Below are 20396 nucleotides of genomic sequence, written 5' to 3'. Positions count from 1 at the left end.
CGAGCCCCGGACGGCGAGCGGCCTCTGCGGCATGTATTGGCTTGGTCTGGGTGGTGGTAGGCACAGTCACCGTTGACGTCCCTTCAGAGTAGTTTGCGGTTTCCCCTGTCCACCGTAAGCCTGTGAGCCAGCTCTCAGGACGGTGCAAAATGACCTATAGTGATCAACCATGAGACGTATTGCACAATCAGAAACGACGCCGGAAGCGGCGCTTTCGGGGCAGGTCGGCGTTGACCTGTCCGCGATTTCAGACAACATCAAAGCCCTTAAAAAGCGCACGGCGGCGCCGCATTTCATGGCCGTCGTCAAGGGGAACGGCTACGGGCACGGCCTCGTGGATGTGGCCCGCACCGCCGTGGAGGCAGGGGCAGACTGGCTGGGAACCGCCCAGTTGAGCGAAGCCATCACCTTGCGCCAGGCGGGCATCGCCGTGCCGGTCTTGTCCTGGCTCTATCTGGCATCCCAGACCAGCGCAACCATCCGTGAGGCACTTGAGTACGACGTCGACGTTTCGCTTGGGAGCGTCCGTCAACTTGAGGTCCTGGCGGGGATCGCGAGGCAATTGGGCCGCCCCGCCGTCGTGCACCTGGAGCTGGACAGCGGCCTCAGCCGCGGCGGCGCGCGAAAGGAAGACTGGCCAGAGCTCGTTGCCCACGCACGCGAGGCTGAACAAGACGGCACCGTGCTGGTCCGCGGTATCTGGACCCACTTGGCGTGGGCCGATGTTCCCGCCCACCCCGGCAACGCTGCAGCCGTAGCGGAATTCGAAGACGCCGTTCTCGAAGCCCGCACCGCCGGCCTGGACCCACAACTGCGGCACGTATCCAGCTCGGCAAACATCCTGGACCGGCCCGAATTCCATTTCGACATGGTCCGTGCGGGACTGGCCATCTATGGGTTGGCCCCCGCTGACCACCTGAATCCCGCCGACTTTGGACTGCGCCCCGCCTTGAGCGTCACCGCACCGCTCGTCATGGTCAAGAAAGTCCCGGCGGGGACGGGTGTCAGTTACGAACACCAGGCCATCACGCACGAGCCGCGCTTTCTCGGACTCATCCCTCTCGGCTACGCGGACGGCATCCCCAAGGGCATCAGCGGCCGGAGCCTGGTACAAATCGCCGGACGGAAAGTTCCCGTGATCGGCAAGGTATGCATGGACCAGTTCATGGTGGACCTCGGCCCGGATGCTTCCGGGATCGACGTCGGAGATACGGCGGTACTGTTCGGCGATCCGGCCGGAGGGGCTGCGAGCGCCGACGATTGGGGCGCCGCGATCGGCAGTCACGGAGACGAGATCATCAACCGGATCGCACCGCGACTCCCCCGTGTGTATGAGTCCGGTGCCTACGAGTGCCCCGACTACCAGGAGGCAGCGAGCGATGTCTCCTGAGCCGACCCCCGGCCGCCTGAGTTTCGTCACGCTTGAGCAGTTCCTGAAGCAGCTGCCGCCCGAGTTGGAGATCCTCCACGACGGCGGCAGCGGCGGGGAGTTGCTGCGCTGGGTTGAACCCAGCGAACTGGACGATCCCACGCCCTACCTGCCGGACGGGGAGTTCCTGCTGACCGCGGGGCTCCCTTTCCTGGGTGCTGGCGGGTCCAGGGAGAACGTCGACGCCTATGTGAAGCGGCTGGTGGGGGCCAAAGTGGCGGCGCTGGGGTTCGGGATCAGGCCGTATTTCGATGCCGTCCCGGCCGAGCTACTCAAAGCGTGCCGTCGGCACAAGCTCACCCTGATCGAGATTCCGGAATCCATCCCGTTCGCAGCGATCGGGCTGGAGTTCTCCCAACTCCTGGAATCGGACAATGCGAAGGTCTTCCGCCAACTCGCGGAGACCAACAGGCAACTCATGCGGGCAGTCCTCTCCCCTCGTCCGGAACACGAACTGCTCGCCGCTCTGGTCCAAAAAGCGCCTGTCTGGGCCCTGCTGATCGGCGCGGACGGGCGGATCCGTGCACGCGCCCACGCCGCCGGCGGCAGCACCGGCGTCGAGCATTCACTGCTGGACCCGATGCTGGAACGGCTCCTTTCGGGCAGCGGACCGCGCGTTGAGGTGGACGGCTTTGAGCAGCCGGGCTCCGCGATGGTCTTTGGCCACCCGCTGCGGAGCACCAAGGACGCCAACCTCGGCGCCCTGATCCTCGGATCCGACGTTGCGCTGACTCCCGCCCAGAACAGTGTGGTGCAGTCTGTGGTGGGGCTGCTGGAGTTGCTCGTCCGGCAACGGACCAGCGGCTCGCTCGCGCCGAGCCAGCTGGCTACAGCGTTGCTCCTGCACCCGGAGAGCCTTGCCACTGGGGGTACGCGGCACATCAATGCACTCAAGGACCTGCTTGCGCAAAGCCTGTCCTCCACGCGTTCCGCTCCCCTGCGCGTCGTGCAAGGCATCAAAGTGGACTCTCCGGAATGGCCCGCGGGCGACAGCCCTGTGCGCGAGCTGCTTCAATGGCGGCGCCTCTTCGACACCAAGCTGGTGGAAATCACCGATTACGGATTCGCCGCGATCACGCGTTTGAAGGTTGATGACTCTTTGCTGGGCGACGTCGAGAAGCTGGGCTGGCGCTTAGTCATCGGAGATCCCACGGAACTGACGGGGCTCGCGGCAGCGCACCAGCGGGTGACATCGCTCCGCAGCCGAGTGCAATCGAGTGGCAAGAGCGCCAGGGTGGACGAAGTGACATGGTCAGTGACCGGACTCCTGGGGCGCGAAGCGGGGTCCATGTTGGCGGCGCGGCTTCTTGAACCGGTGCTCTCTTTGGAAGCCGACCGGCGCGATCCGCTCTTGGCCGTGCTCCGGGGCTGGTTAAGCGAGAACGGCAGCTGGGATGCCTCAGCCAAACTGTTGGGCCTACACCGCAACAGCGTGCGCCGCCAGATTGGCCTGCTCGCGGAACTGCTTGATACCGACCTGAACCAGGCCCAGGTGCGGGCAGAACTATGGATCGCGCTGCAGTACACGGACGGGTTGGTGGGCGGAGGGGACGTCTAGCGATCCTTAATCAACCACCCATCCACAAGTGTCAAGCGTTTTTCTCATTTTGAGTGGTGATTACCCGAAATTGAGTACATAAAGACCTCAAATTGAGTGTTGTCAAGATCGGGATTGAGTAGTGAGTAAAACTGCCCGAAAGATCAAACATTTCTGATTTTAGAGTCTTTAAATTAAATCCCTCTGACCTGTTATTAAAAGGTCTTGACTTATTTATATCGCCTGTGAGAATGTCAATTTGATTCGGGTACGGTCAAGAAACGACGACGTAGGGATTATCCCCTTGTCGCATCGTAAGGAGACGAGATGAAACTGAAATCGCGAACTCTGATTGCTGCGGTGCTGGGTCCGTTGTTTGCACTTTCAGCGACAACGGCGTTAAGCGGCGGCGCGCAAGCAGCACCCGCCGGGGGAAGCTCTTACCAGGATCCGCTGACCGTGGTGGAGCAACAAGGGTTGGTGGGGCCTGCAACAGTTGCGGCCAAGAACGCTGCTGACACGCGGGACAAGGCGGCAAAAGATGCCGCATCGAACGGGACTCCTTCCCATCTTCAGCCAGTCGCCTTGACTGCACACATTCCTGAAGCACAGAATGCCACGCAGGATGGAGTGATCGTTCATCGGGCTCCCAAATGGTCAGCAGATGAATTACATTCAGCCAGCCTGGGCCACGGACTCCAATGGGAACCAAGTATCGACCCGATACGCGGTATCTGGGAACGTGATCACGCAGACAGTTGACCACAAGGGGGCGCGGTACCCTGTAACAGCGGATCCTCAGACCGGGTGTGGCATCGGTTGGTGCTCGATTTACTTCAACAAGTCAGAGACGAAGGACATCGCAACGGCGGGCTTTACCGCGCTGGGTGGCGCTGCGGTTGCCTGCGCTATCGGCGGTCCAATGGCTGCAGCCGCTTGTGCTCTGGCGGCCGGATCCGTTGGTTCAACGGCCCAGTACGCCGAGAATCATGGCCAGTGCGTAGGGCTCTCGTTCTGGGGCGTGTACCCGGCCGTTGGATGGAATCCGTTCGCGTATACGGGCCCCCAGCGCCAGTAGTGACTCAGACCAGAACGGATAGCATCTTGAACATGCCTCTAAAACAAGAACGACGCATACTCTTCATTCTCTGGGCTATCACTGTTGGCGCGGGTATATTCGGGGGCCCATACCTTGCCTCCGTAACTGGTCAGCCTGGCTGGGTGTTTTTCGGACTGATGATCCTGGCGGCAGTCCTGGGCCTTTGGCACAGCAGTTTCCGTCGACGCACTCGGGGGCTCACTAGAAGAACCGAACAGCGGGAAGCTTCTTAACAGCAGTAAGTATCGGCCGCAACCTGAGGTCCTGGGGAAAAGCCCGGCTGGCTGACTTACGCCCCGCCGTGGTCCGCTAAGCGGTCGCCCTTCGTGCCTCAAGCGTTCCCGGCAGAGTCTTCCCACCCGCGGTACAGCTCCGGGCGGCGTTCGCGCAAGTAGGGCACCTGTTCCCTGGCCGTCTTGACGCTTTCCGTGGAAATCTCCGCGAACAGCAGCGCAGCTCCCTCCCCGGCAGCAGCAAGCAATGACCCGTCCGGACCAGCGACCACGCTTCCGCCGAGGAAGTCACAGCCATCCTCGTGCCCGGAATGGTTGGCGTAAGCCACGTTGAGCTGGCTTTCCAGAGCCCGCGCACGGATCAGTAGCTGCGGTACGGCGTCGAAACCCGCAGATAGCGCAGTCGGCACAAGAAGAAGTTCCGCACCGCGCGTGGCTACGGCCCGGACAGTTTCGGGGAATTCCACGTCGTAGCAAATCAGCAGCGATGTCTTGATGCCGTTGAAGTCCACGACGGCGGGGGCTACTTGGGCGGCGGAGAACGCCTTGCGCTCGTCCCCACCGAAGAGGTGCACTTTTTTGTAGTCCAGGAGCGCGCCTCCATGTGCGTCCAGGAGAGTGGCGGAGATGTGCCAGCCGCCATCGGCGGCCGGTGCCGGGAGGCTGTAGACCAGTCCGATTCCGTGCGTGCGGGCAATGCCGGCAAGGCGTTGCCGGATGCCGGGAAGGGCCGCCGGGTCAAATTCACTGTGGAGCCTGAGAGGCGCATATCCGACGGGGAAGAGCTCCGGAGTCAGCAGAAGAGCGGACCCGGCCGCGGCAGCACGTTGTGCCGCGGCGTCGATTGTCTCCAGATTGGCGTCGATGTCTAGGACAACAGCGTTGGCCTGCAGGACAGACAGCAGCATCTTTACCACCTCAATAGCACCTTGCATCCCCCGGCAAGCATTCTTTGGGAGCCGCACCCGGGATTCCTCGTGATTCCAGCGTAGCCAGCACGCCGGCCGGTCCCGGAGGACAAATGGACCTGCGGAGGGGCGAACGGGGATGGTTCGTACACATCGGGGGCATAGTGCATGATGACAACGCAAGTTTAGAACGTTGCGTTAACTTCTTGACTGCAACTGTGATTTGGGGCACGCTTCATGTCATGCCTGCAACATCCCGCTCGACGAAGAGCCACCGCAAAAACCCTGGCTCGCAATCAGCGCTGCGCCACCTGAACCAACAGCGGCTCATCGAATGCCTGCTGAGCGGCCCATCCACCCAAGCCGAGCTCGCCAGGCAAACCGGTCTTTCCACGGCCACGGTGTCCAACATCGTCAAAATCATGCAGGACGCCGGGCTTGTCTCCACGGAACCGATCACCAGCTCCGGACGGCGTGCGCTGAACGTCAGGCTCAACAGCAACGGCGCCGTGGCAGTTGGAATCGATTTTGGCCGGCGCCACCTGCGGGTGGTCCTGGCGTCGCTGGGATATCACATCATCATCGAGGAAACAGTCACTCTGCCCCTTGGCCACCACGCCGAACAGGGCATCAGCGCCGCCGTCGCGCTCCTCGACAAACTGCTGCTGGAAAGCGGTGTTGACCGAAGCGCGATAGTAGGCGCCGGCGCCGGCATCGCAGGCCCCATCGACCGCCGTTCCGGTACGGTGGCGCAGGGTGCCATCCTGCCCGAATGGGTGGGAATCCAGATCCTCGAACGGCTCGAGGAAGCCCTCAATCTGCCCGTGTACGTTGACAACGACGCCAATCTGGGCGCCCTGTCCGAGGTCACTTGGGGCCCTCATAGCGGGATCAGCAACCTCATGTTCCTCAAGATCGGCTCCGGCATCGGCGCGGGCCTCATCATCAATGGTGCACCCTACTACGGGGCTGTGGGAATCACGGGAGAGATCGGCCATGCGACCATCCACGAATACGGTGCCATCTGCCGCTGCGGCAACCGGGGCTGCCTGGAAACCATGGCCTCCACCACCACCATGATCGAACTGCTCGGCAAGGGTTCGGGCCTCCACCTCGAGCCCGGGGACATCGTCCGAAACGCCCTGGCCAGGGATCCCGCGACCCTCCGCGTGGTGGATGACGCGGGACTCGCAGTGGGGCGCGCGCTGGGCAATGTGGCCAATCTCATCAACCCGGAAGTCATCGTGGTGGGCGGTCCCCTGGCCGGCCTCGGGGACGTCCTCCTCGACCCGATCCGGCGCGGCCTCGTCCGCCATGCGGTGCCCGTGATCGGCGAGACAACGCACTTGGCCATGTCATCGCTCGGCGCCCGGGCGGAGGCCCTCGGGGCGGCCGCTTTGGTGTTCCAGCACGCCGGAATCAAGCAGTCCTGAATATTTCGTTACCACGCTGTTATCGCCGTCTTGCGTTAAAGTCTTGACGACAAGCGGTGTGATCCAGTTTACTTTCACATCAGGTAGGCTCGCCATCCGCGGGCCGACAACGACGTCAAACATTGGAGGCGCGAGGGTATGTCGACCCCCACAACGCACCCGGACCCGATCCTTCTCGAAATGCGGTCCATCACCAAGGAATTCCCCGGCGTGAAGGCGCTCTCGGACGTTAGCCTCCGGGTCAAGGTGGGCGAGATCCACGCTATCTGCGGCGAAAACGGCGCAGGAAAGTCCACGTTGATGAAGGTGCTTTCAGGGGTCTACCCCTACGGCAGCTACGACGGCGACATCGTGTACCAGGCAGAAGTCCAGCAGTTCAGGGACATCCGGGCGAGCGAGCAGGCCGGAATCGTCATCATCCACCAGGAACTCGCGCTGATCCCGGAACTGTCCATCACGGAGAACATCTTCCTCGGCAACGAGCCCGTCCGACGCGGAATCATCGACTGGGCCGAGGCCCGCAAACGCTCAGTCGAGCTGCTCGCCCGGGTTGGTCTGCGCGAGGATCCGGACACCCCCATCAAGGAAATCGGCGTCGGCAAACAGCAGCTGGTGGAAATCGCCAAGGCCCTGAACAAGTCGGTCAAGCTGCTCATCCTGGATGAGCCCACTGCCGCCCTCAACGAATCAGACTCCCAGCACCTTCTGGACCTCATCCTTGGCCTCAAGGGACGGGGCATCACGTCCATCATGATTTCCCACAAACTCAACGAGATCGAGCAGATCGCGGACGAGATCACCATCATCCGCGACGGCAAATCCATCGAAACGCTCAACGTGAAGGAAGACGGCGTCGACGAGGACCGGATCATCAAGGGCATGGTCGGCAGGACGCTCGAGTCCCGCTTCCCGGACCACACGCCGAAGATCGGTGAGGTGTTCTTCGAAGTCAAGGACTGGAATGTCGGGCACCCCCAGATCCAGGACCGCTTGGTCTGCAAAAACTCCAGCTTCCATGTACGCCGCGGCGAAATCGTGGGATTCGCAGGCTTGATGGGCGCCGGACGCACCGAGCTTGCCCGCTCCGTCTTCGGCCACTCCTACGGCCGGTTCATCTCGGGTCAGGTGTACAAGGACGGAAAGCCGATCACCATGCGCAGCGTACGCCAAGCGATCGACGCCGGTCTTGGGTACGTCACCGAGGACCGCAAAAGCCTGGGGCTGAACCTTTTGGACGACATCAAGACCACCACGGTGTCTGCCAACTTGAAGAAGATCAGCCGGGGAATCGTTGTGGACACCAACAAGGAATTCATGGTGGCCGAGCAGTACCGGAAGTCGCTGCGGACCAAGACCCCGTCGGTGGAGGAAGGCGTCTCGAAGCTCTCGGGCGGCAACCAGCAAAAGGTTGTCCTTGCCAAATGGATGTTCACCGATCCGGACCTTCTCATCCTGGATGAACCGACCCGCGGAATCGACGTCGGGGCCAAGTACGAGATCTACGGAATCATCCAGCAGCTGGCCAACCAAGGGAAGGGCGTGATTGTCATTTCATCCGAACTCCCCGAGTTGCTGGGCCTCTCGGACCGCATCTACACCATCTTCGAGGGCTCCATCACTGGCGTACTGAACAAGGACGAAGCCAGCCAGGAGAGCCTCATGAAGCTTATGACATCCAGCCGCAAAGCCGCCTGACCCCGGTCATCTCCAGAACCACACGGACACAAGGACCCAAAACAATGAACGCGCTCAAGAAGCTATTCGGTGGCAACACCCGCCAATTCGGCATGATCTTCGCCCTGGTTGCACTCGTCATCTTCTTCCAGATCTTCACCTCGGGCCGCACGCTCACCCCGGGCAACGTCATCAACCTCTTCAACGGCAACTCCTACATCCTGATCCTGGCTATCGGCATGGTCCTGGTGATCATCGCCGGCCACATCGACCTCTCCGTAGGTTCGGTTGCGGCCTTCGTCGGTATCTCGGTGGCACTGGCCATCAGGGACTGGCACCTCCCCTGGTACGCAGCTGTGCTGTTCGGGCTCCTGCTCGGTGCCCTGATCGGAGCCTGGCAAGGATTCTGGACGGCGTACGTTGGCATTCCGGCATTCATCGTGACCTTGGCGGGCATGCTGCTATTCCGCGGTTTCAACCAGTTCGTCGGAAAGTCCAACACCGTTCCGGTCCCCGAAGACTTCCAGTACTTGGGCTCCGGCTACCTGCCCGAAGTGGGGCCAAGCACCGGGTTCAACAACCTGACGGTCCTCTTGGGGCTCATCGCCGTTGCCTTCGTGATCACCAGTGAAATTCGTTCCCGCCGCACCGCCCAGGCATTGGGCGCAGAAGTTCCTGAAGCCTGGGTGATGATCACCAAGCTTGTCCTCGTCAACGGAGCCATCCTCTACGCGACGTACCTGTTCGCCACAGGCCGCACCGGCACTTCGTTCCCGATCCCTGGCCTCATTCTGGCCGTGCTGGTCCTGATCTATGGTTTCATTTCCGCCAAGACCGTCATTGGCCGCCACATCTATGCTGTCGGCGGCAACCGCCACGCGGCCGAGCTCTCCGGAGTTCAGTCCAAGAAGGTCAATTTCATGGTCATGATGAACATGTCCATCCTGGCCGGACTCGCAGGCATGATCTTCGTTGGCCGCTCCACCGCTTCGGGCCCGTTCGACGGCGTCGGCTGGGAACTGGATGCCATTGCTGCTGTCTTCATCGGTGGCGCCGCCGTCACCGGCGGTGTGGGTACCGTGATCGGCTCGATCGTCGGTGGTCTGGTCATGGCTGTCCTTAATAACGGCCTTCAACTCCTCGGCGTCGGTGCAGACCTGACCCAGATCATCAAGGGCCTGGTGCTACTCGCCGCAGTCGCCTTCGACGTCTACAACAAGACCCAGGGCAAGAAATCGATCATCGGAATGATGATGAAGAACTTCGGCCGGAGCAGCGAAATCGCTCCGGACGAGACGACCTCAACCAAGGAAGTCATCTCGAAGGAAGCCTGATCGGCTTCAGGACAACTTGTTCCATCCACAACAAAGAAAGCGAACCAAGTTATGCGAATGTTTGGTAAAGCAGGAAAGGCAGCAGCAGTAGCTGCGATCGCGGCACTGGCGCTGACGGCCTGCGGCCGTACGGACAGCGGCAGCTCCGGTGGTTCATCAAGCGGCGGTGAGGCATTCCCCAAGGGTTCCTCGATCGGCGTCGCGCTCCCCCAGAAGACCAGCGAGAACTGGGTCCTGGCGGAGAAGCTGTTCAACGACGGGCTCACGAGCGCAGGCTTTAAGCCGGATGTGCAGTTCGCCAACGGCGGCGTTTCGGAGCAGCAGAACCAGATCAGCGCCATGGTCACCAAGGGCGACAAGGTCATCATCGTCGGTGCCATCGACGGCGCACAGCTTGGAACACAGCTCAAGCAGGCCAAGGACGCGGGCGCTACGGTCATTGCCTACGACCGCCTCCTGCTGAACACGGCAAACGTGGATTACTACGTGGCCTATGACAACTTCAAGGTCGGCGTGCTTCAGGGCCAGGCCCTGCTGGACGGGCTGAAGACCAAGAAGGCGAGCGGCCCCTACAACATCGAGCTGTTTGCTGGCTCCCCCGATGACGCCAATGCGAAGGTCTTCTTCGACGGCGCCATGAGCATCCTGCAGCCGAAGATCGACGACGGCACCCTCAAGGTGGTATCCGGACAGAAGACGTTCGAACAGGCCGTGACCCAGGGCTGGAAGGCAGAGAACGCCCAGAAGCGCATGGACACCCTGCTCGCCGGCACATACACCAGCGCCTCCCTTGACGGCGTGCTGTCCCCGAACGACACCTTGGCCCGGGCCATCCTGACCTCGGTCAAGGCAGCTGGCAAGCCGCTTCCGATCGTCACCGGTCAGGACTCGGAAGTCGAGTCGGTCAAGTCCATCCTTGCAGGTGAGCAGTACTCCACCATCAACAAGGACACCCGCAAGCTCGTTGAGCACGCGATCACCATGATCAAGGACCTGCAGGCAGGCAAGCAGCTGGAAATCAACGACACCAAGTCCTACAACAACGGTGTCAAGACCGTCCCGGCATACCTGCTGCCTCCGGTTATCGTGACCAAGGACAACGTGAAGACGGCCTACGTGGACGATCCGGTACTCGGCCCGCTCACCAAGTAGTACTACCGCTTCAAGCACCACAACGACGGCGGCCATCCCCACTGAGGGGGTGGCCGCCGTCGTCGCGTCCGGATCCATCCGCCGCTCGGGCAAAGCTTCACAGGCCCCGCATAGCAACATCAGCACATCAGCACAGCCGCGATGAGCACTGTTAGGTGAGCAGGCGCGCCGCTGGGGCGGGCCAGGTCCAAAAGGAGAAACGTGAGCGTCCTCGCCCGGAGCGTAGGCAATGCCTTCCGCAACAAGATAAGAACCGCGGCAGTAGTGGCAGTGCTGGCCGTCGCGATCGGCCTGGCCCTGGCGATGCTCGTGGCCAACCAAGCCGTTGGCGGCAAAGTCCAGGAGCTCAACGCGTCTGTGGGCACGGTCCTGACCGTGAACCCCGCCGGTGCACAGGGCTTCGACGGCGGCGGCGAGCCGCTCACCACGGCCCAGACAGCGACGGCGGCAGCCGTTCCGAACGTCGTTTCCGTCGTGGGCACGAAAGCACTGCGGTTGCAGACCGAACCAGCAGCTTCAAGCTCAACTACCGGCACGACGACGCAGCAGGCCGGACCGGGAGGCGGTCCCGGCGGCGGCACCAGCGTAGTCACAAACCTCCAGGCGGCCATCGACGCCGGCACGCTCGGCAATCGCAACAACACCAGCGGCAGCACCGGTACGGGAAGCACGGGCACCACCGGAACCGGTAATGCTGGAACGGCGCCCGCGTTCTCACTGCCCATCACCGCCACCGGTATTGGCGCCGAGGTGGACACCGCCGGCAAGGCCCTGAACATCACCAGCGGCACAGGCCTGGGCGACTACACCGTGGCCAGCACCAAGGCCCTCATCGGCACGACGCTCGCGGAGAAGAACAGCCTCAAGGCCGGCTCTACGTTTACCATTGCCGGCACGACGTTCACGGTGGCAGGCATCTTCGATGCAGGCACCACCTTCGGCAACAACGCCGTCTACACGACCTTGGCAGAGGCCCAAGCCCTCGCCGCAACTCCAGTCGAACTCTCCAGCATGGTGGTGACAGTCAACAGCATGGAGAACGTAGACGCTGCCAAGACGGCGTTGCAGGCAGCCCTGGGATCAGGCAAGGCCGACGTGACTCAAGGCCAGCGAAACCTCCAGACCGCCGTGAGTTCATTGGACAGCGTCAAGAACATTTCCCTGGTAGCCTTCATCGCCGCCCTCGGCACGGCGGGCCTGATCATCTTGCTCATCATGGTCATGCTGGTCCGCGAGCGCCGTCGTGAGATCGGAGTCCTGAAGGCCATCGGCGCGCGCAACCGGACCATCGGCGTGCAGTTTGTGCTCGAAGCACTGGTCCTCGTGGCGCTCGGCAGCGTCGTGGGTGCTGCCATCGCCTCGTTCGCCAGCGGCGGCATCGCATCGGCGCTGATCAGTTCCAACAGCACGACGGCGGCCACGAACCAGCGCGGCCCCGGGGGCGGAGGCTTCGGCGGTGGCTTAGGTGGCGGCGGTCCCTTCGGAGGGGCATCCCAGTTGCTCACCTCGGTTACCGCTAGCGCATCCCCCGGCGTCATCGCTGCCGGAGTCGCCGCGGTCTTCGGCGTCGCCGTCGTGGGCGCCTTGGTACCAGCGCTTCTCACAGCCCGCATCCGCCCCATCGAAGTCCTCCGAGGAGAATAGCCATGATTGAAGTCAAAGACCTGGTCCGCCAATTCAAATCCGGCGACCGAACCATCAAGCCCGTCAACGGCGTGAGCTTCGAACTCGAAAAAGGCACCCTCGCCTCAATCGTGGGCAAGAGCGGCAGCGGCAAGAGCACCCTGCTCTCCCTGCTCGGCGCGTTGGACAAACCCACCAGCGGGGACGTGGTGGTGGATGGCGTCAGCCTCGCCGGACTGCCCGCCAGCAAACTCACCGAGTACCGCCGCCGAGATATCGGCTTCGTTTTCCAGCAGTTCAACCTGATCCCCAACCTCTCCGCCGTGGACAATGTGATGCTGCCCATGGAGTTCGCCGGAATGCGGAAAGCTGCCCGCTTGGAGCGGGCGCGGTCGCTGCTGGAACAAGTGCAGCTGGACCCGGAGAAGCAGTCCCGCCGCGTCAACAAGCTTTCGGGCGGTGAGCAGCAACGTGTTGCGATCGCCCGTGCGCTGGCCAACGAGCCCAAACTCATCCTGGCCGACGAGCCCACCGGCAATCTCGATGAGCAGACAGGCGAGCACATCATCGAACTGCTCAGTTCGTTGAGCCGGGACCACAACACCACCATCCTTGTGGTGACGCACGACCGGAGCCTGGCGCAGAAAACCGAGCGCAGGTTCAGGCTCCAGCAGGGCAAACTGAGCGAGGAAACTGTGCGGCCGAGGGTCGACGCAGGGGCCTGAACACGTTTCCCAAACAACGGAAAGAGGCCGGGAATCGGATGGTTCCCGGTCCCTTCCCGTCCGCCCGGGCAGACCAGGACGGACCAAGGCCGACCAGGGCTGCCAGGGCTGCCGAGCGCGTCCCTGGATGTCCCTTAGAAGCGAATGGCGTCAATGACCTTGACGCGCACCGCTACAAGCGCGGGGATGGCACCGGCCAATGCACCCACCAGCACAGCTGCCCCGAAACCGAGCATGGCCGCTTCGATGGGGAACGGCGGGTACTGGCTGAGTGCCGGGGCAACGATTGACTGGATCCAGGGGTGTTTGACCACCGCCACAGCCAGCATGACGCCCGCCAGTCCGGCTACCGCCGTAGCTACGACGGACTCCATCATCACGCCCAGGAAGATCCGCCCGGAGGTCGCTCCGAAGCTCCTCCGGATCCCGATTTCCCGCACCCGGTAGCGGACGGTGACCATCGAGATGTTCAACATCCCCACCGCGCCCAGCAAGAGGACCAGGCCTGCAATACCGCCCACCACAAGCTGCACGGGAGCCAGCGGATCTCCGTGGGCGGCAAAGTCCATCCGCTGCGCCATGATGTTCATTTCCGGGAACTGCTGCGCCAAATCGGATTGGATGGCTGCCGAGAGCATTTCTGCTTGCGCGTCCTGCACCCACACCTTGAATTGCCCACCGAGCTGGTTGACTCCCATTTGCTTGGCGGCGCCGGACAATATGTACGCCGCCGGGGGCGCTTCCCGCCAAGTGTCCGGCACGACGCCGATAATCACCGTATTCGCTTCCTGCTCGCCTGCTGTCTTGATGCCCGGTTGCAAGGTCAGATCGGGCCTCCCGGCCGCGTTGTAGAACGCTTCAGAGACGACGACGGCGGGGGCGAGCCGCTGTTCGTCGTCGCTCGCAAACCAGGATCCCTGCTGCAGTTCCAGACGGTGGATGACGCCATACCCGGGGTCCACTACCGTCAATTGAACAGACTGGACACCGCGGGGGAACTGGAACGGCTGCTCGGCATGAACCTCGTGCGAGGAGAAGGCAATACCGTAGCGCTCAACAATGGACTGATAGGCCGCATCCAGACGCGCTGGCTCCGGCTGGCTTGGACCGTTGACTCCGAGTGCGAGGGTGGCCGAGCGTCCGCCGGTTCGCTCGGACGAAGCTTTGAAGCCCTCGCGCGCGAGATTGCCGACGCCCACCACGGAGGTGAGTGCCGCGACAGACAACGCTACCCCCAGGAGAGCCAGCAGGATCCGGACTTTGTTGATCCGCAACTCTTGCCAGGCCTCCACCATGGCGGACATGAAGCCGGTCATGGACGGACCGCCGACGTGACCGGCTCAGACTGGGGTGGTTCCAACCGGACTGGATCCGACGTGACCGGCTCAGGCGTTGTCAGGCGGTCAAGGGGCTGCAGAACGCCGGAGTCCAGACGGAAACGGGACCTCGCAAGTGCAGCCACATTGCTGTCGTGTGTGATGGTCACGAGTGCCGCTGCAGACTCTGTGGCGACCTGGTCCAGAAGTGCCATGACCGATTGTCCGGTCTCCACATCGAGCGCGCCCGTGGGTTCGTCGGCGAGGATCAGCCGGGGCTTCCTGACGAGGGCACGGGCGATCGCCACCCGCTGTTGCTCACCGCCCGAGAGCATGTTCGGCATGGTCCGCGCACGGCCAGCAAGTCCCACGCGGTCCAACATGTCCATCGCCAGTTCACGGCGCCGCAGGAAATCGCGGCCGCGAGCGTAAAGAAGGGGCGTGATCACATTGTCCAAGGCGCTGCGGCCCGGCAAGAGGTTGAATTGCTGGAACACGAAGCCCACAGTGGAGCCTCGCAGCCGGGCGCGTGCGTTGCCACGGAGTTGTAGCACAGGTGTGCCAAGAAACCGGAGTTCACCGGACGTCGGCACGTCCAGTAAACCCAGGAGGTTGAGCAGCGTGGACTTTCCGCATCCGGATCGGCCGATGATCGCGGTGTGGTCACCACGGGAAATCTCAAGGTCGATTCCGCGGAGGATATGAAGCTTCTGCTCGTCGGGGAGCACCACAGTACGGGTGACTCCGCTCAGGCTGACGAGGGTTTCCATGCCTAGCCGCCCGCCGGACCGTAGGGTACCGCGCCTGGCCCGTAACCTTGCTGGGAGGGGGCGGCCGGAGCGCCGGGGACGAATTCAAGCACCCGCTCGCCTTCGGCGAGGCCAGAGAGCACTTCCACTTTGGAGCCGTCGTTGAGGCCCAGCTTCACAGCCCGTTGTTCTGGCGCTTTTCCCTCGACCACGACGCCGGCCATCCAGACAATGCCTTCTTTGACGCTGCCCTTCACGGAGGTCAGCGGAACGGTTACCACGTCCTTGGCCTCGCCCGCGCTCACCGTCATGGTTGCGCCCAGGCCGGCGAAGACTTCCGTTCCGGATGGAACAGGGCAACTGAGCGTCCCGGTGCTCGCGCCGCCATTCTGTGTTTCCCCGCCCGGTCCAGCCGCGGCCAGCGGTAGTGCGGCAGCTGGCGCGGCCATCCCAACGCCGCCGGTACCGTTCCCTCCGGCAGTGGCTCCGGCGTCGTTGGCGTTGTTCTTCAGCGTCACCGCAGGGCAGGCGAACGGAGCTGGCCCGCCCACCAGGGAGATCTGCGCTGAGCCCGGCTTGGCAAGAAGCCGATATTGCTGGGCGGCGTTGACCGGACCGAAAACCGTGAAGGTCCCGGGATCGACCTTGCCCACCGCCTGGCCCACGCTCAATTGCTGGTCGAGGAGGGCTGTCAGTTCATTGAGCTTTCCGGAAGCGGGAGCAAGCACGTCCGCGTAAACGTACACGGGTTCTGACGCGGCCTTCTCTCCTGGCGTAGTGGCAGTAGTAGCAGGCTTGGTCCGCTCGGCCTTGACTTGGAAGAGCTGGTCCCCCTTGGCCACGGCCGCGCCGGACTCAACATAGATATGGACAACCATTCCCTCTGCCGTGCTCCGGACGCCGATGACGGGGTCGCTCTGAACGGTAGCTTTGACCTGGACGGTATTGGTGACCGTTGCGCGCGCGGCGGGCACAACCGGCGTCTCCACCCTGGCCATCGGGGCCGGCTCGGCACCCTGCGGCTTGAGCCCATCCACAAAGGCGATCTTCACCAAGGCCACAGCGATCACTGCAAAAACCAGCAGCCATGCCACAGGCAAAATGACGCGTCGAAAAACACCCATCCCTGCTCCATTCGGTAACTCCCCACAGAACCTCTCTGCGAGGGATGATGCCCCTTAGCCTAGGCGATGGCTCCGACGAAATTGAGATGGCTCGTGACTTGGGCGCGTGCTGTATGACCCATGCGGCGGAATGAGAGGATAGGGCGCATGAGTCTGCATATCGCCAAGCCGTGGTTGTTCAGCCAGCCGAACCAGGATCCCCGCGCCGCCACCGGCAAGGCCCTGAACTGGGGCATTATCGCCACGGGAGGGATTGCCAAAACCGTGAGCGGCGACCTCGCCCAGCTCGAGGACGCAAACCTTTACGCTGTGAGTTCCCGGCGCCAGGAATCCGCGGATGCCTTTGCTGCCGCGCATGGAGTCACGAAGTCCTACGGGGACGACGGCGGTGTGCCGGGCTACCAGCGGCTACTCGCCGATGACGCCGTCGACGTGGTCTACGTGGCCACCCCGCACGCCCAACATTTCAACATCGTCAAGGATGCCCTCAACGCCGGCAAGCACGTCCTGTGCGAGAAGGCCCTCACCATCAACGGCCGCGAGGCGGCAGAACTGGTCAGCTTGGCCCGGGAACGGAAATTGTTCCTCATGGAGGCAGTATGGAGTCGCTTCCTGCCCAGCATCCAGAGGGCATTCGCCATTGCCGCGTCCGGCGAACTGGGCGAAATCAAGTGGGTCAGCGCAGACTTGGGATTCCCCGCCCCCTATGACCCCGCCGCCCGGATCTGGGCCCCGGCAGACGGCGGCGGGGCTCTTCTGGACCTCACGGTGTATGCGCTGCTGTGGCCTTTGGGCACCCTTGGTTTCCCGCAATCAGTCAGCGCTGTAGGCGCTTTGACGGACGACGGCGTCGACTCCCAGAATGCGCTCACTCTGGCCTACGACGGCGGCGCCATCGCCCAACTGACCTCTTCGCTGTTGGCCCATGGGCCAAGATCGGCTTCCGTTGCTGGTACCCTGGGGTTCCTCCAGACGCAAGGGTCCATCAACAATCCGCGCGAACTACTGATTCGAACCGGCTGGGATGAGCCGCGGACCGAACGCTTCGATGCGGTCGGGATCGGCTACACCTACGAACTGCGCGAGGTCACACGCTGCGTCCAGCAGGGGTTGACTGAGAGTCCGGTGATGCCCTTGGACGATTCACTGAACACGATGCGCCTCTTCGACGGGGTGCGCTCCCAGCTCGGAGTGCGTTATGCGAACGACGCACGGTGACCGAATGACGACGTCGTCCATGTGAGCCGATTCCATACCGTCGGTTGGTTTTTGTCACGTTTCCCTGCCTGCGTGACAGTTGTGGTAATTACCCGTCCGACGTCTGGACTAATTAACTAGTCCAGTCCTACGATGGGAGCGATCGTCAATCCAAGCGGACGCCTGGGGGGTGTCGAGATGGAAGCTGAGCGGGGAAAACCGCGCGTTCTTCATGTTCTCCGCTCCGTCATGCTGGCTGGCGCCGGAGCCGTCGTTTGGCTGGCCCTCTCTTCGACAGCTGCCAACGCTGATTCCAGTAGCGTCAACAACCACACGCTTCTGGGCGGCGCAGAATCCGCCGTAACAAACGTTGCGCACAACGCGACCTCGGGGATTACTGAACCTCTCGGCAGCGCCGTTTCGGTGAGCGTCGCGTCCTTGCCGGCTCCGACGATTGCTTCCACTCCTGCTCCGGCAGTCCATCTACCTGTGGTCCAGGCACCAGTGGCTGTTGTGCGCCAACTATCGCAACTGACTGAGGCAATCGACCGGAGCGTGGCTAGTACGCCCATCGTCGACGTCATCATCCCTGAAGGCACCGTTGGCGCCGTGACCGCACCTGTTTTGTCTCCGGCGGCCAATGCGATTGATGGAGCTGGATCAGGTGTTGGCTCCTTGGTCGGAGGCGTTGTTGCCCCCGCCTTGGGTGCAGTCGGCTCTACCGTGGATGCGCTTCCGATCGGCAGCCTGCCTGCAATCCTCCCCGGCGAGCCCGTGTCGGTTACGGATGCTTTAACGACTTCCACAACCTCGTCGCTTGCGCAGGCCGTCGCGGTTCCGTTAGCCGGCCTCGCTGGAACCTATGGCCCGCCGGGCCTGGGGAAGGCGCCTTGGAATGCGACGGTCCAATACGTCGGTTACAGGAATCTTGAAGCGCCCGCGTCTCCGTATATGGGGATATTCCCCGACGGCGTTCCAGGCAGCAGCGACGCCGGAAACGGCTCGGCGGCCCTTCCAAACAATCCTTCGGGAGCGGCTATCGCCTGGCTCCCGAGCATGAACCTGATTTACCCACTTGCCGGTGCCCTCGTGCCCCTGGCTGATCCCGGTAGAGTTCCGGCCCCGGTGTCGTTTGACCCGGGTTCTTCTCCTGACTAGTTCCGAGCCTCGCCGCTTTCCCAGAAGCCAATTCTGGACGGCGGCAGAAGGCCGATCGGGGCGTACACGCAGGCTTCTGCGTACGCCTTTAGGAACTATTCGTTCAGGAGAAAAACAAAATGCACAGCATTGTTCGCAAGGGGCTGCTCGGCACCCTCTTTGCCGGTGGGCTGATAGCCCTCGGCGCGACTGCCGCGAATGCGGCAGACGCCACTACAAGTGCACAAGGCACAGCCTCAGGCACTCAGGTCGTTGCACCGGCGTCAATTTCGGTCAACATCGGCTCGACATCGCTCACGCTACTTGGAACTTCGAGCGCTACGACCGCCACCCCTGCACTCGCCCAGGTTGAGGCCTCGGCGACTAATTCCGGCGGACCAGCCGTCCCGTCCGGAACCCAGGCGGTGGCTCCGATATCGGTCCCTGTTAATATCGGAGCCGCCTCTCTGGCAATTCTTGGCAATTCCGCCCCTGGAACAGCCTCTGGCACGCAGGTCACCGAACCAGTCACCGTCGGCGACACCTCGGTCAACCTCCTCGGAACCACCCCGGCAGGCACCACCACCGGCACCGGCATCACGGCACCGGTCACGGTCGGCGACACCTCGGTCAACCTCCTCGGAACCACCCCGGCAGGCACCACCACCGGCATCACCGCMCCGGTCACCGTCGGCGACACCTCCGTCAACCTCCTCGGAACCACCCCGGCAGGCACCACCACCGGCACCGGCATCACGGCACCGGTCACCGTCGGCGACACCTCGGTCAACCTCCTCGGAACCACCCCGGCAGGCACCACCAMCGGCACCGGCATCACGGCACCGGTCACCGTCGGCGACACCTCCGTCAACCTCCTCGGAACCACCCCGGCAGGCACCGGAGACCTCGGATCCCTCCTGAGTACCGGCATCACCACACCCATGGATCTCCTCGGCACCGTCCCGGCGGGCACCGGAGACCTCGGATCCCTCCTGAATACCGGCATCACCACACCCATGGATCTACTCGGCACCGTCCCGGCGGGCACCGGAGACCTCGGATCCCTCCTGAGTACCGGCATCACCACACCCATGGCCGTGCCGATCACCGTAGGCACCGCCTCGGTGGGCCTGGGACTGCCTTCAGTAATCGTGAACCCACCGGCCATGAATCCGCCGGCAGCCAACCCGCAGGTTGCTCCTTCCGGAATAGTCGAGCCGACTACCGTCGTTCCTTCGGTTGAGACACCGTCGCTTGTTGTATCAGGCGCTGCGACGCAAGCCGGCGTCGCAGCGGCAACCACAGCAGTGGTTGTTGGAGCGGGAACTGCTGTTCTCGCTAGCACTGGATTCAATGGCCTCTGGTTGCTGTTCGCAGCTGCCCTGCTGCTAGGCGGACTCATCGTGTTGGTGGGCAGCCGGAAGATCCGGGCCACCATTCCCGCATAATCACCGGCCAGGGCTGCTCCACCGCACTGGATCGCAGCCCGCTCCCCGGCTCCTCCGCAGGCCAAACAGACCTGCGGAGGAGCCGATGCGTGGGCATCGCCCGGGACCTACAGCCGCTAGGGGGTTGCAAGGGGACTGTCTGAATAACGGTGTGTGAGGTCCGGCCTGATCCGAAAGGAGACGGCCGTGTCAGAGTCCACGACCGCAATGACAGGGGTGATGATCGATCCTGTGACGGGAGAGATCATCGATCAGAAGGAGCTTGCGGAGCGGTTGCT

General features: G+C 62.9%; 16 protein-coding genes. 12 read left to right on the top strand and 4 right to left on the bottom strand.

From position 1 onward, the window contains the following. The first annotated feature begins 169 nt into the window (after window positions 1-169). The 3 genes from alr to AC1DLO_RS13170 all read left to right on the top strand — a co-directional run bounded on the left by alr (window position 170) and on the right by AC1DLO_RS13170 (window position 3728). Window positions 170-1390: an alanine racemase gene (alr, locus tag AC1DLO_RS13180; RefSeq protein WP_476890236.1), complete on the top strand. Its 1221-nt coding sequence runs from the start codon at window positions 170-172 to the stop codon at window positions 1388-1390. Next, the gene (locus AC1DLO_RS13175) at window positions 1380-2987 is read left to right on the top strand and encodes a PucR family transcriptional regulator (RefSeq protein WP_476890235.1); all 1608 of its coding nucleotides are present in this window, start codon (window positions 1380-1382) and stop codon (window positions 2985-2987) included. The genes alr and AC1DLO_RS13175 overlap by 11 nt, the downstream gene beginning before the upstream one ends. Window positions 2988-3293: 306 nt before the next feature. Beyond that, window positions 3294-3728 carry a hypothetical protein gene (locus AC1DLO_RS13170; RefSeq protein WP_476890234.1) on the top strand — a complete coding sequence of 145 codons (435 nt, stop codon included), beginning with the start codon at window positions 3294-3296 and terminating at the stop codon, window positions 3726-3728. A gap of 668 nt (window positions 3729-4396) precedes the next feature. Here the strand turns inward: AC1DLO_RS13170 and AC1DLO_RS13165 are convergent. Then, window positions 4397-5206, bottom strand: coding sequence for a nitrilase-related carbon-nitrogen hydrolase (locus AC1DLO_RS13165; RefSeq protein ID WP_476890233.1), 810 nt, complete (start codon window positions 5204-5206; stop codon window positions 4397-4399). Between the two features lie 242 nt (window positions 5207-5448). Between AC1DLO_RS13165 and AC1DLO_RS13160 the strand changes: the two genes are divergently transcribed. From AC1DLO_RS13160 to AC1DLO_RS13135, 6 genes are all read left to right on the top strand, one after another. Continuing rightward, entirely contained in the window at window positions 5449-6639 is a 1191-nt protein-coding gene (locus AC1DLO_RS13160) for an ROK family transcriptional regulator (RefSeq protein WP_184736575.1), read from the top strand. 138 nt (window positions 6640-6777) lie between these two features. Beyond that, window positions 6778-8334, top strand: a complete 1557-nt coding sequence (gene mmsA, locus AC1DLO_RS13155; RefSeq protein ID WP_476890232.1) for a multiple monosaccharide ABC transporter ATP-binding protein — start codon at window positions 6778-6780, stop codon at window positions 8332-8334. A gap of 44 nt (window positions 8335-8378) precedes the next feature. Beyond that, window positions 8379-9647 (top strand): multiple monosaccharide ABC transporter permease, encoded by a 1269-nt coding sequence (gene mmsB / locus AC1DLO_RS13150; protein WP_184736579.1) that lies wholly within the window; start codon window positions 8379-8381, stop codon window positions 9645-9647. Between the two features lie 51 nt (window positions 9648-9698). Continuing rightward, on the top strand, window positions 9699-10799 hold the full coding sequence (locus tag AC1DLO_RS13145; protein ID WP_476890231.1) for a substrate-binding domain-containing protein: 1101 nt from the start codon (window positions 9699-9701) through the stop codon (window positions 10797-10799). Window positions 10800-11000: 201 nt separating this feature from the next. After that, window positions 11001-12443 carry an ABC transporter permease gene (locus AC1DLO_RS13140; RefSeq protein ID WP_476890230.1) on the top strand — a complete coding sequence of 481 codons (1443 nt, stop codon included), beginning with the start codon at window positions 11001-11003 and terminating at the stop codon, window positions 12441-12443. 2 nt (window positions 12444-12445) lie between these two features. Then, window positions 12446-13147, top strand: coding sequence for an ABC transporter ATP-binding protein (locus AC1DLO_RS13135; RefSeq protein WP_476890229.1), 702 nt, complete (start codon window positions 12446-12448; stop codon window positions 13145-13147). Between the two features lie 134 nt (window positions 13148-13281). Here the strand turns inward: AC1DLO_RS13135 and AC1DLO_RS13130 are convergent, their stop codons facing one another. The 3 genes from AC1DLO_RS13130 to AC1DLO_RS13120 are packed head-to-tail and all read right to left on the bottom strand — an operon-like array spanning window position 13282 to window position 16336. After that, window positions 13282-14463, bottom strand: coding sequence for an ABC transporter permease (locus tag AC1DLO_RS13130; protein WP_476890228.1), 1182 nt, complete (start codon window positions 14461-14463; stop codon window positions 13282-13284). Beyond that, entirely contained in the window at window positions 14460-15233 is a 774-nt protein-coding gene (locus AC1DLO_RS13125) for an ABC transporter ATP-binding protein (RefSeq protein WP_476890227.1), read from the bottom strand. Before AC1DLO_RS13125 ends, AC1DLO_RS13130 begins: the two co-directional genes overlap by 4 nt. A gap of 2 nt (window positions 15234-15235) precedes the next feature. Beyond that, the gene (locus tag AC1DLO_RS13120) at window positions 15236-16336 is read right to left on the bottom strand and encodes an efflux RND transporter periplasmic adaptor subunit (protein ID WP_476890226.1); all 1101 of its coding nucleotides are present in this window, start codon (window positions 16334-16336) and stop codon (window positions 15236-15238) included. Window positions 16337-16483: 147 nt separating this feature from the next. Here AC1DLO_RS13120 and AC1DLO_RS13115 point away from each other — a divergent pair, with 147 nt between their 5' ends. The 3 genes from AC1DLO_RS13115 to AC1DLO_RS13105 all read left to right on the top strand — a co-directional run bounded on the left by AC1DLO_RS13115 (window position 16484) and on the right by AC1DLO_RS13105 (window position 20118). After that, a complete protein-coding gene (locus AC1DLO_RS13115) occupies window positions 16484-17554 on the top strand; it encodes a Gfo/Idh/MocA family protein (RefSeq protein WP_476890225.1) in 1071 nt (356 codons plus the stop codon). Between the two features lie 132 nt (window positions 17555-17686). Then, window positions 17687-18691: a hypothetical protein gene (locus tag AC1DLO_RS13110; RefSeq protein ID WP_476890224.1), complete on the top strand. Its 1005-nt coding sequence runs from the start codon at window positions 17687-17689 to the stop codon at window positions 18689-18691. Window positions 18692-18810: 119 nt separating this feature from the next. Then, entirely contained in the window at window positions 18811-20118 is a 1308-nt protein-coding gene (locus tag AC1DLO_RS13105) for a hypothetical protein (RefSeq protein ID WP_476890223.1), read from the top strand. The last annotated feature ends 278 nt before the right edge of the window (window positions 20119-20396 follow it).

This window comes from Arthrobacter sp. 01T419 (assembly GCF_056398865.1).
This window is presented reverse-complemented; position numbering and strand designations above follow the sequence as displayed.

Excerpts from the sequence above, each read along its gene's own strand:
- AC1DLO_RS13170 (WP_476890234.1), top strand. The coding sequence starts at position 3,294 with ATGAAACTGAAATCGCGAACTCTGATTGCTGCGGTGCTGGGTCCGTTG.
- AC1DLO_RS13130 (WP_476890228.1), bottom strand. The coding sequence starts at position 14,463 with ATGACCGGCTTCATGTCCGCCATGGTGGAGGCCTGGCAAGAGTTGCGG.
- AC1DLO_RS13175 (WP_476890235.1), top strand. The coding sequence starts at position 1,380 with ATGTCTCCTGAGCCGACCCCCGGCCGCCTGAGTTTCGTCACGCTTGAG.
- AC1DLO_RS13125 (WP_476890227.1), bottom strand. The coding sequence starts at position 15,233 with ATGGAAACCCTCGTCAGCCTGAGCGGAGTCACCCGTACTGTGGTGCTC.
- AC1DLO_RS13110 (WP_476890224.1), top strand. The coding sequence starts at position 17,687 with ATGGGAGCGATCGTCAATCCAAGCGGACGCCTGGGGGGTGTCGAGATG.
- AC1DLO_RS13135 (WP_476890229.1), top strand. The coding sequence starts at position 12,446 with ATGATTGAAGTCAAAGACCTGGTCCGCCAATTCAAATCCGGCGACCGA.
- AC1DLO_RS13120 (WP_476890226.1), bottom strand. The coding sequence starts at position 16,336 with ATGGGTGTTTTTCGACGCGTCATTTTGCCTGTGGCATGGCTGCTGGTT.
- alr (WP_476890236.1), top strand. The coding sequence starts at position 170 with ATGAGACGTATTGCACAATCAGAAACGACGCCGGAAGCGGCGCTTTCG.
- AC1DLO_RS13160 (WP_184736575.1), top strand. The coding sequence starts at position 5,449 with ATGCCTGCAACATCCCGCTCGACGAAGAGCCACCGCAAAAACCCTGGC.
- AC1DLO_RS13145 (WP_476890231.1), top strand. The coding sequence starts at position 9,699 with ATGCGAATGTTTGGTAAAGCAGGAAAGGCAGCAGCAGTAGCTGCGATC.
- AC1DLO_RS13165 (WP_476890233.1), bottom strand. The coding sequence starts at position 5,206 with ATGCTGCTGTCTGTCCTGCAGGCCAACGCTGTTGTCCTAGACATCGAC.
- AC1DLO_RS13115 (WP_476890225.1), top strand. The coding sequence starts at position 16,484 with ATGAGTCTGCATATCGCCAAGCCGTGGTTGTTCAGCCAGCCGAACCAG.
- mmsA (WP_476890232.1), top strand. The coding sequence starts at position 6,778 with ATGTCGACCCCCACAACGCACCCGGACCCGATCCTTCTCGAAATGCGG.
- mmsB (WP_184736579.1), top strand. The coding sequence starts at position 8,379 with ATGAACGCGCTCAAGAAGCTATTCGGTGGCAACACCCGCCAATTCGGC.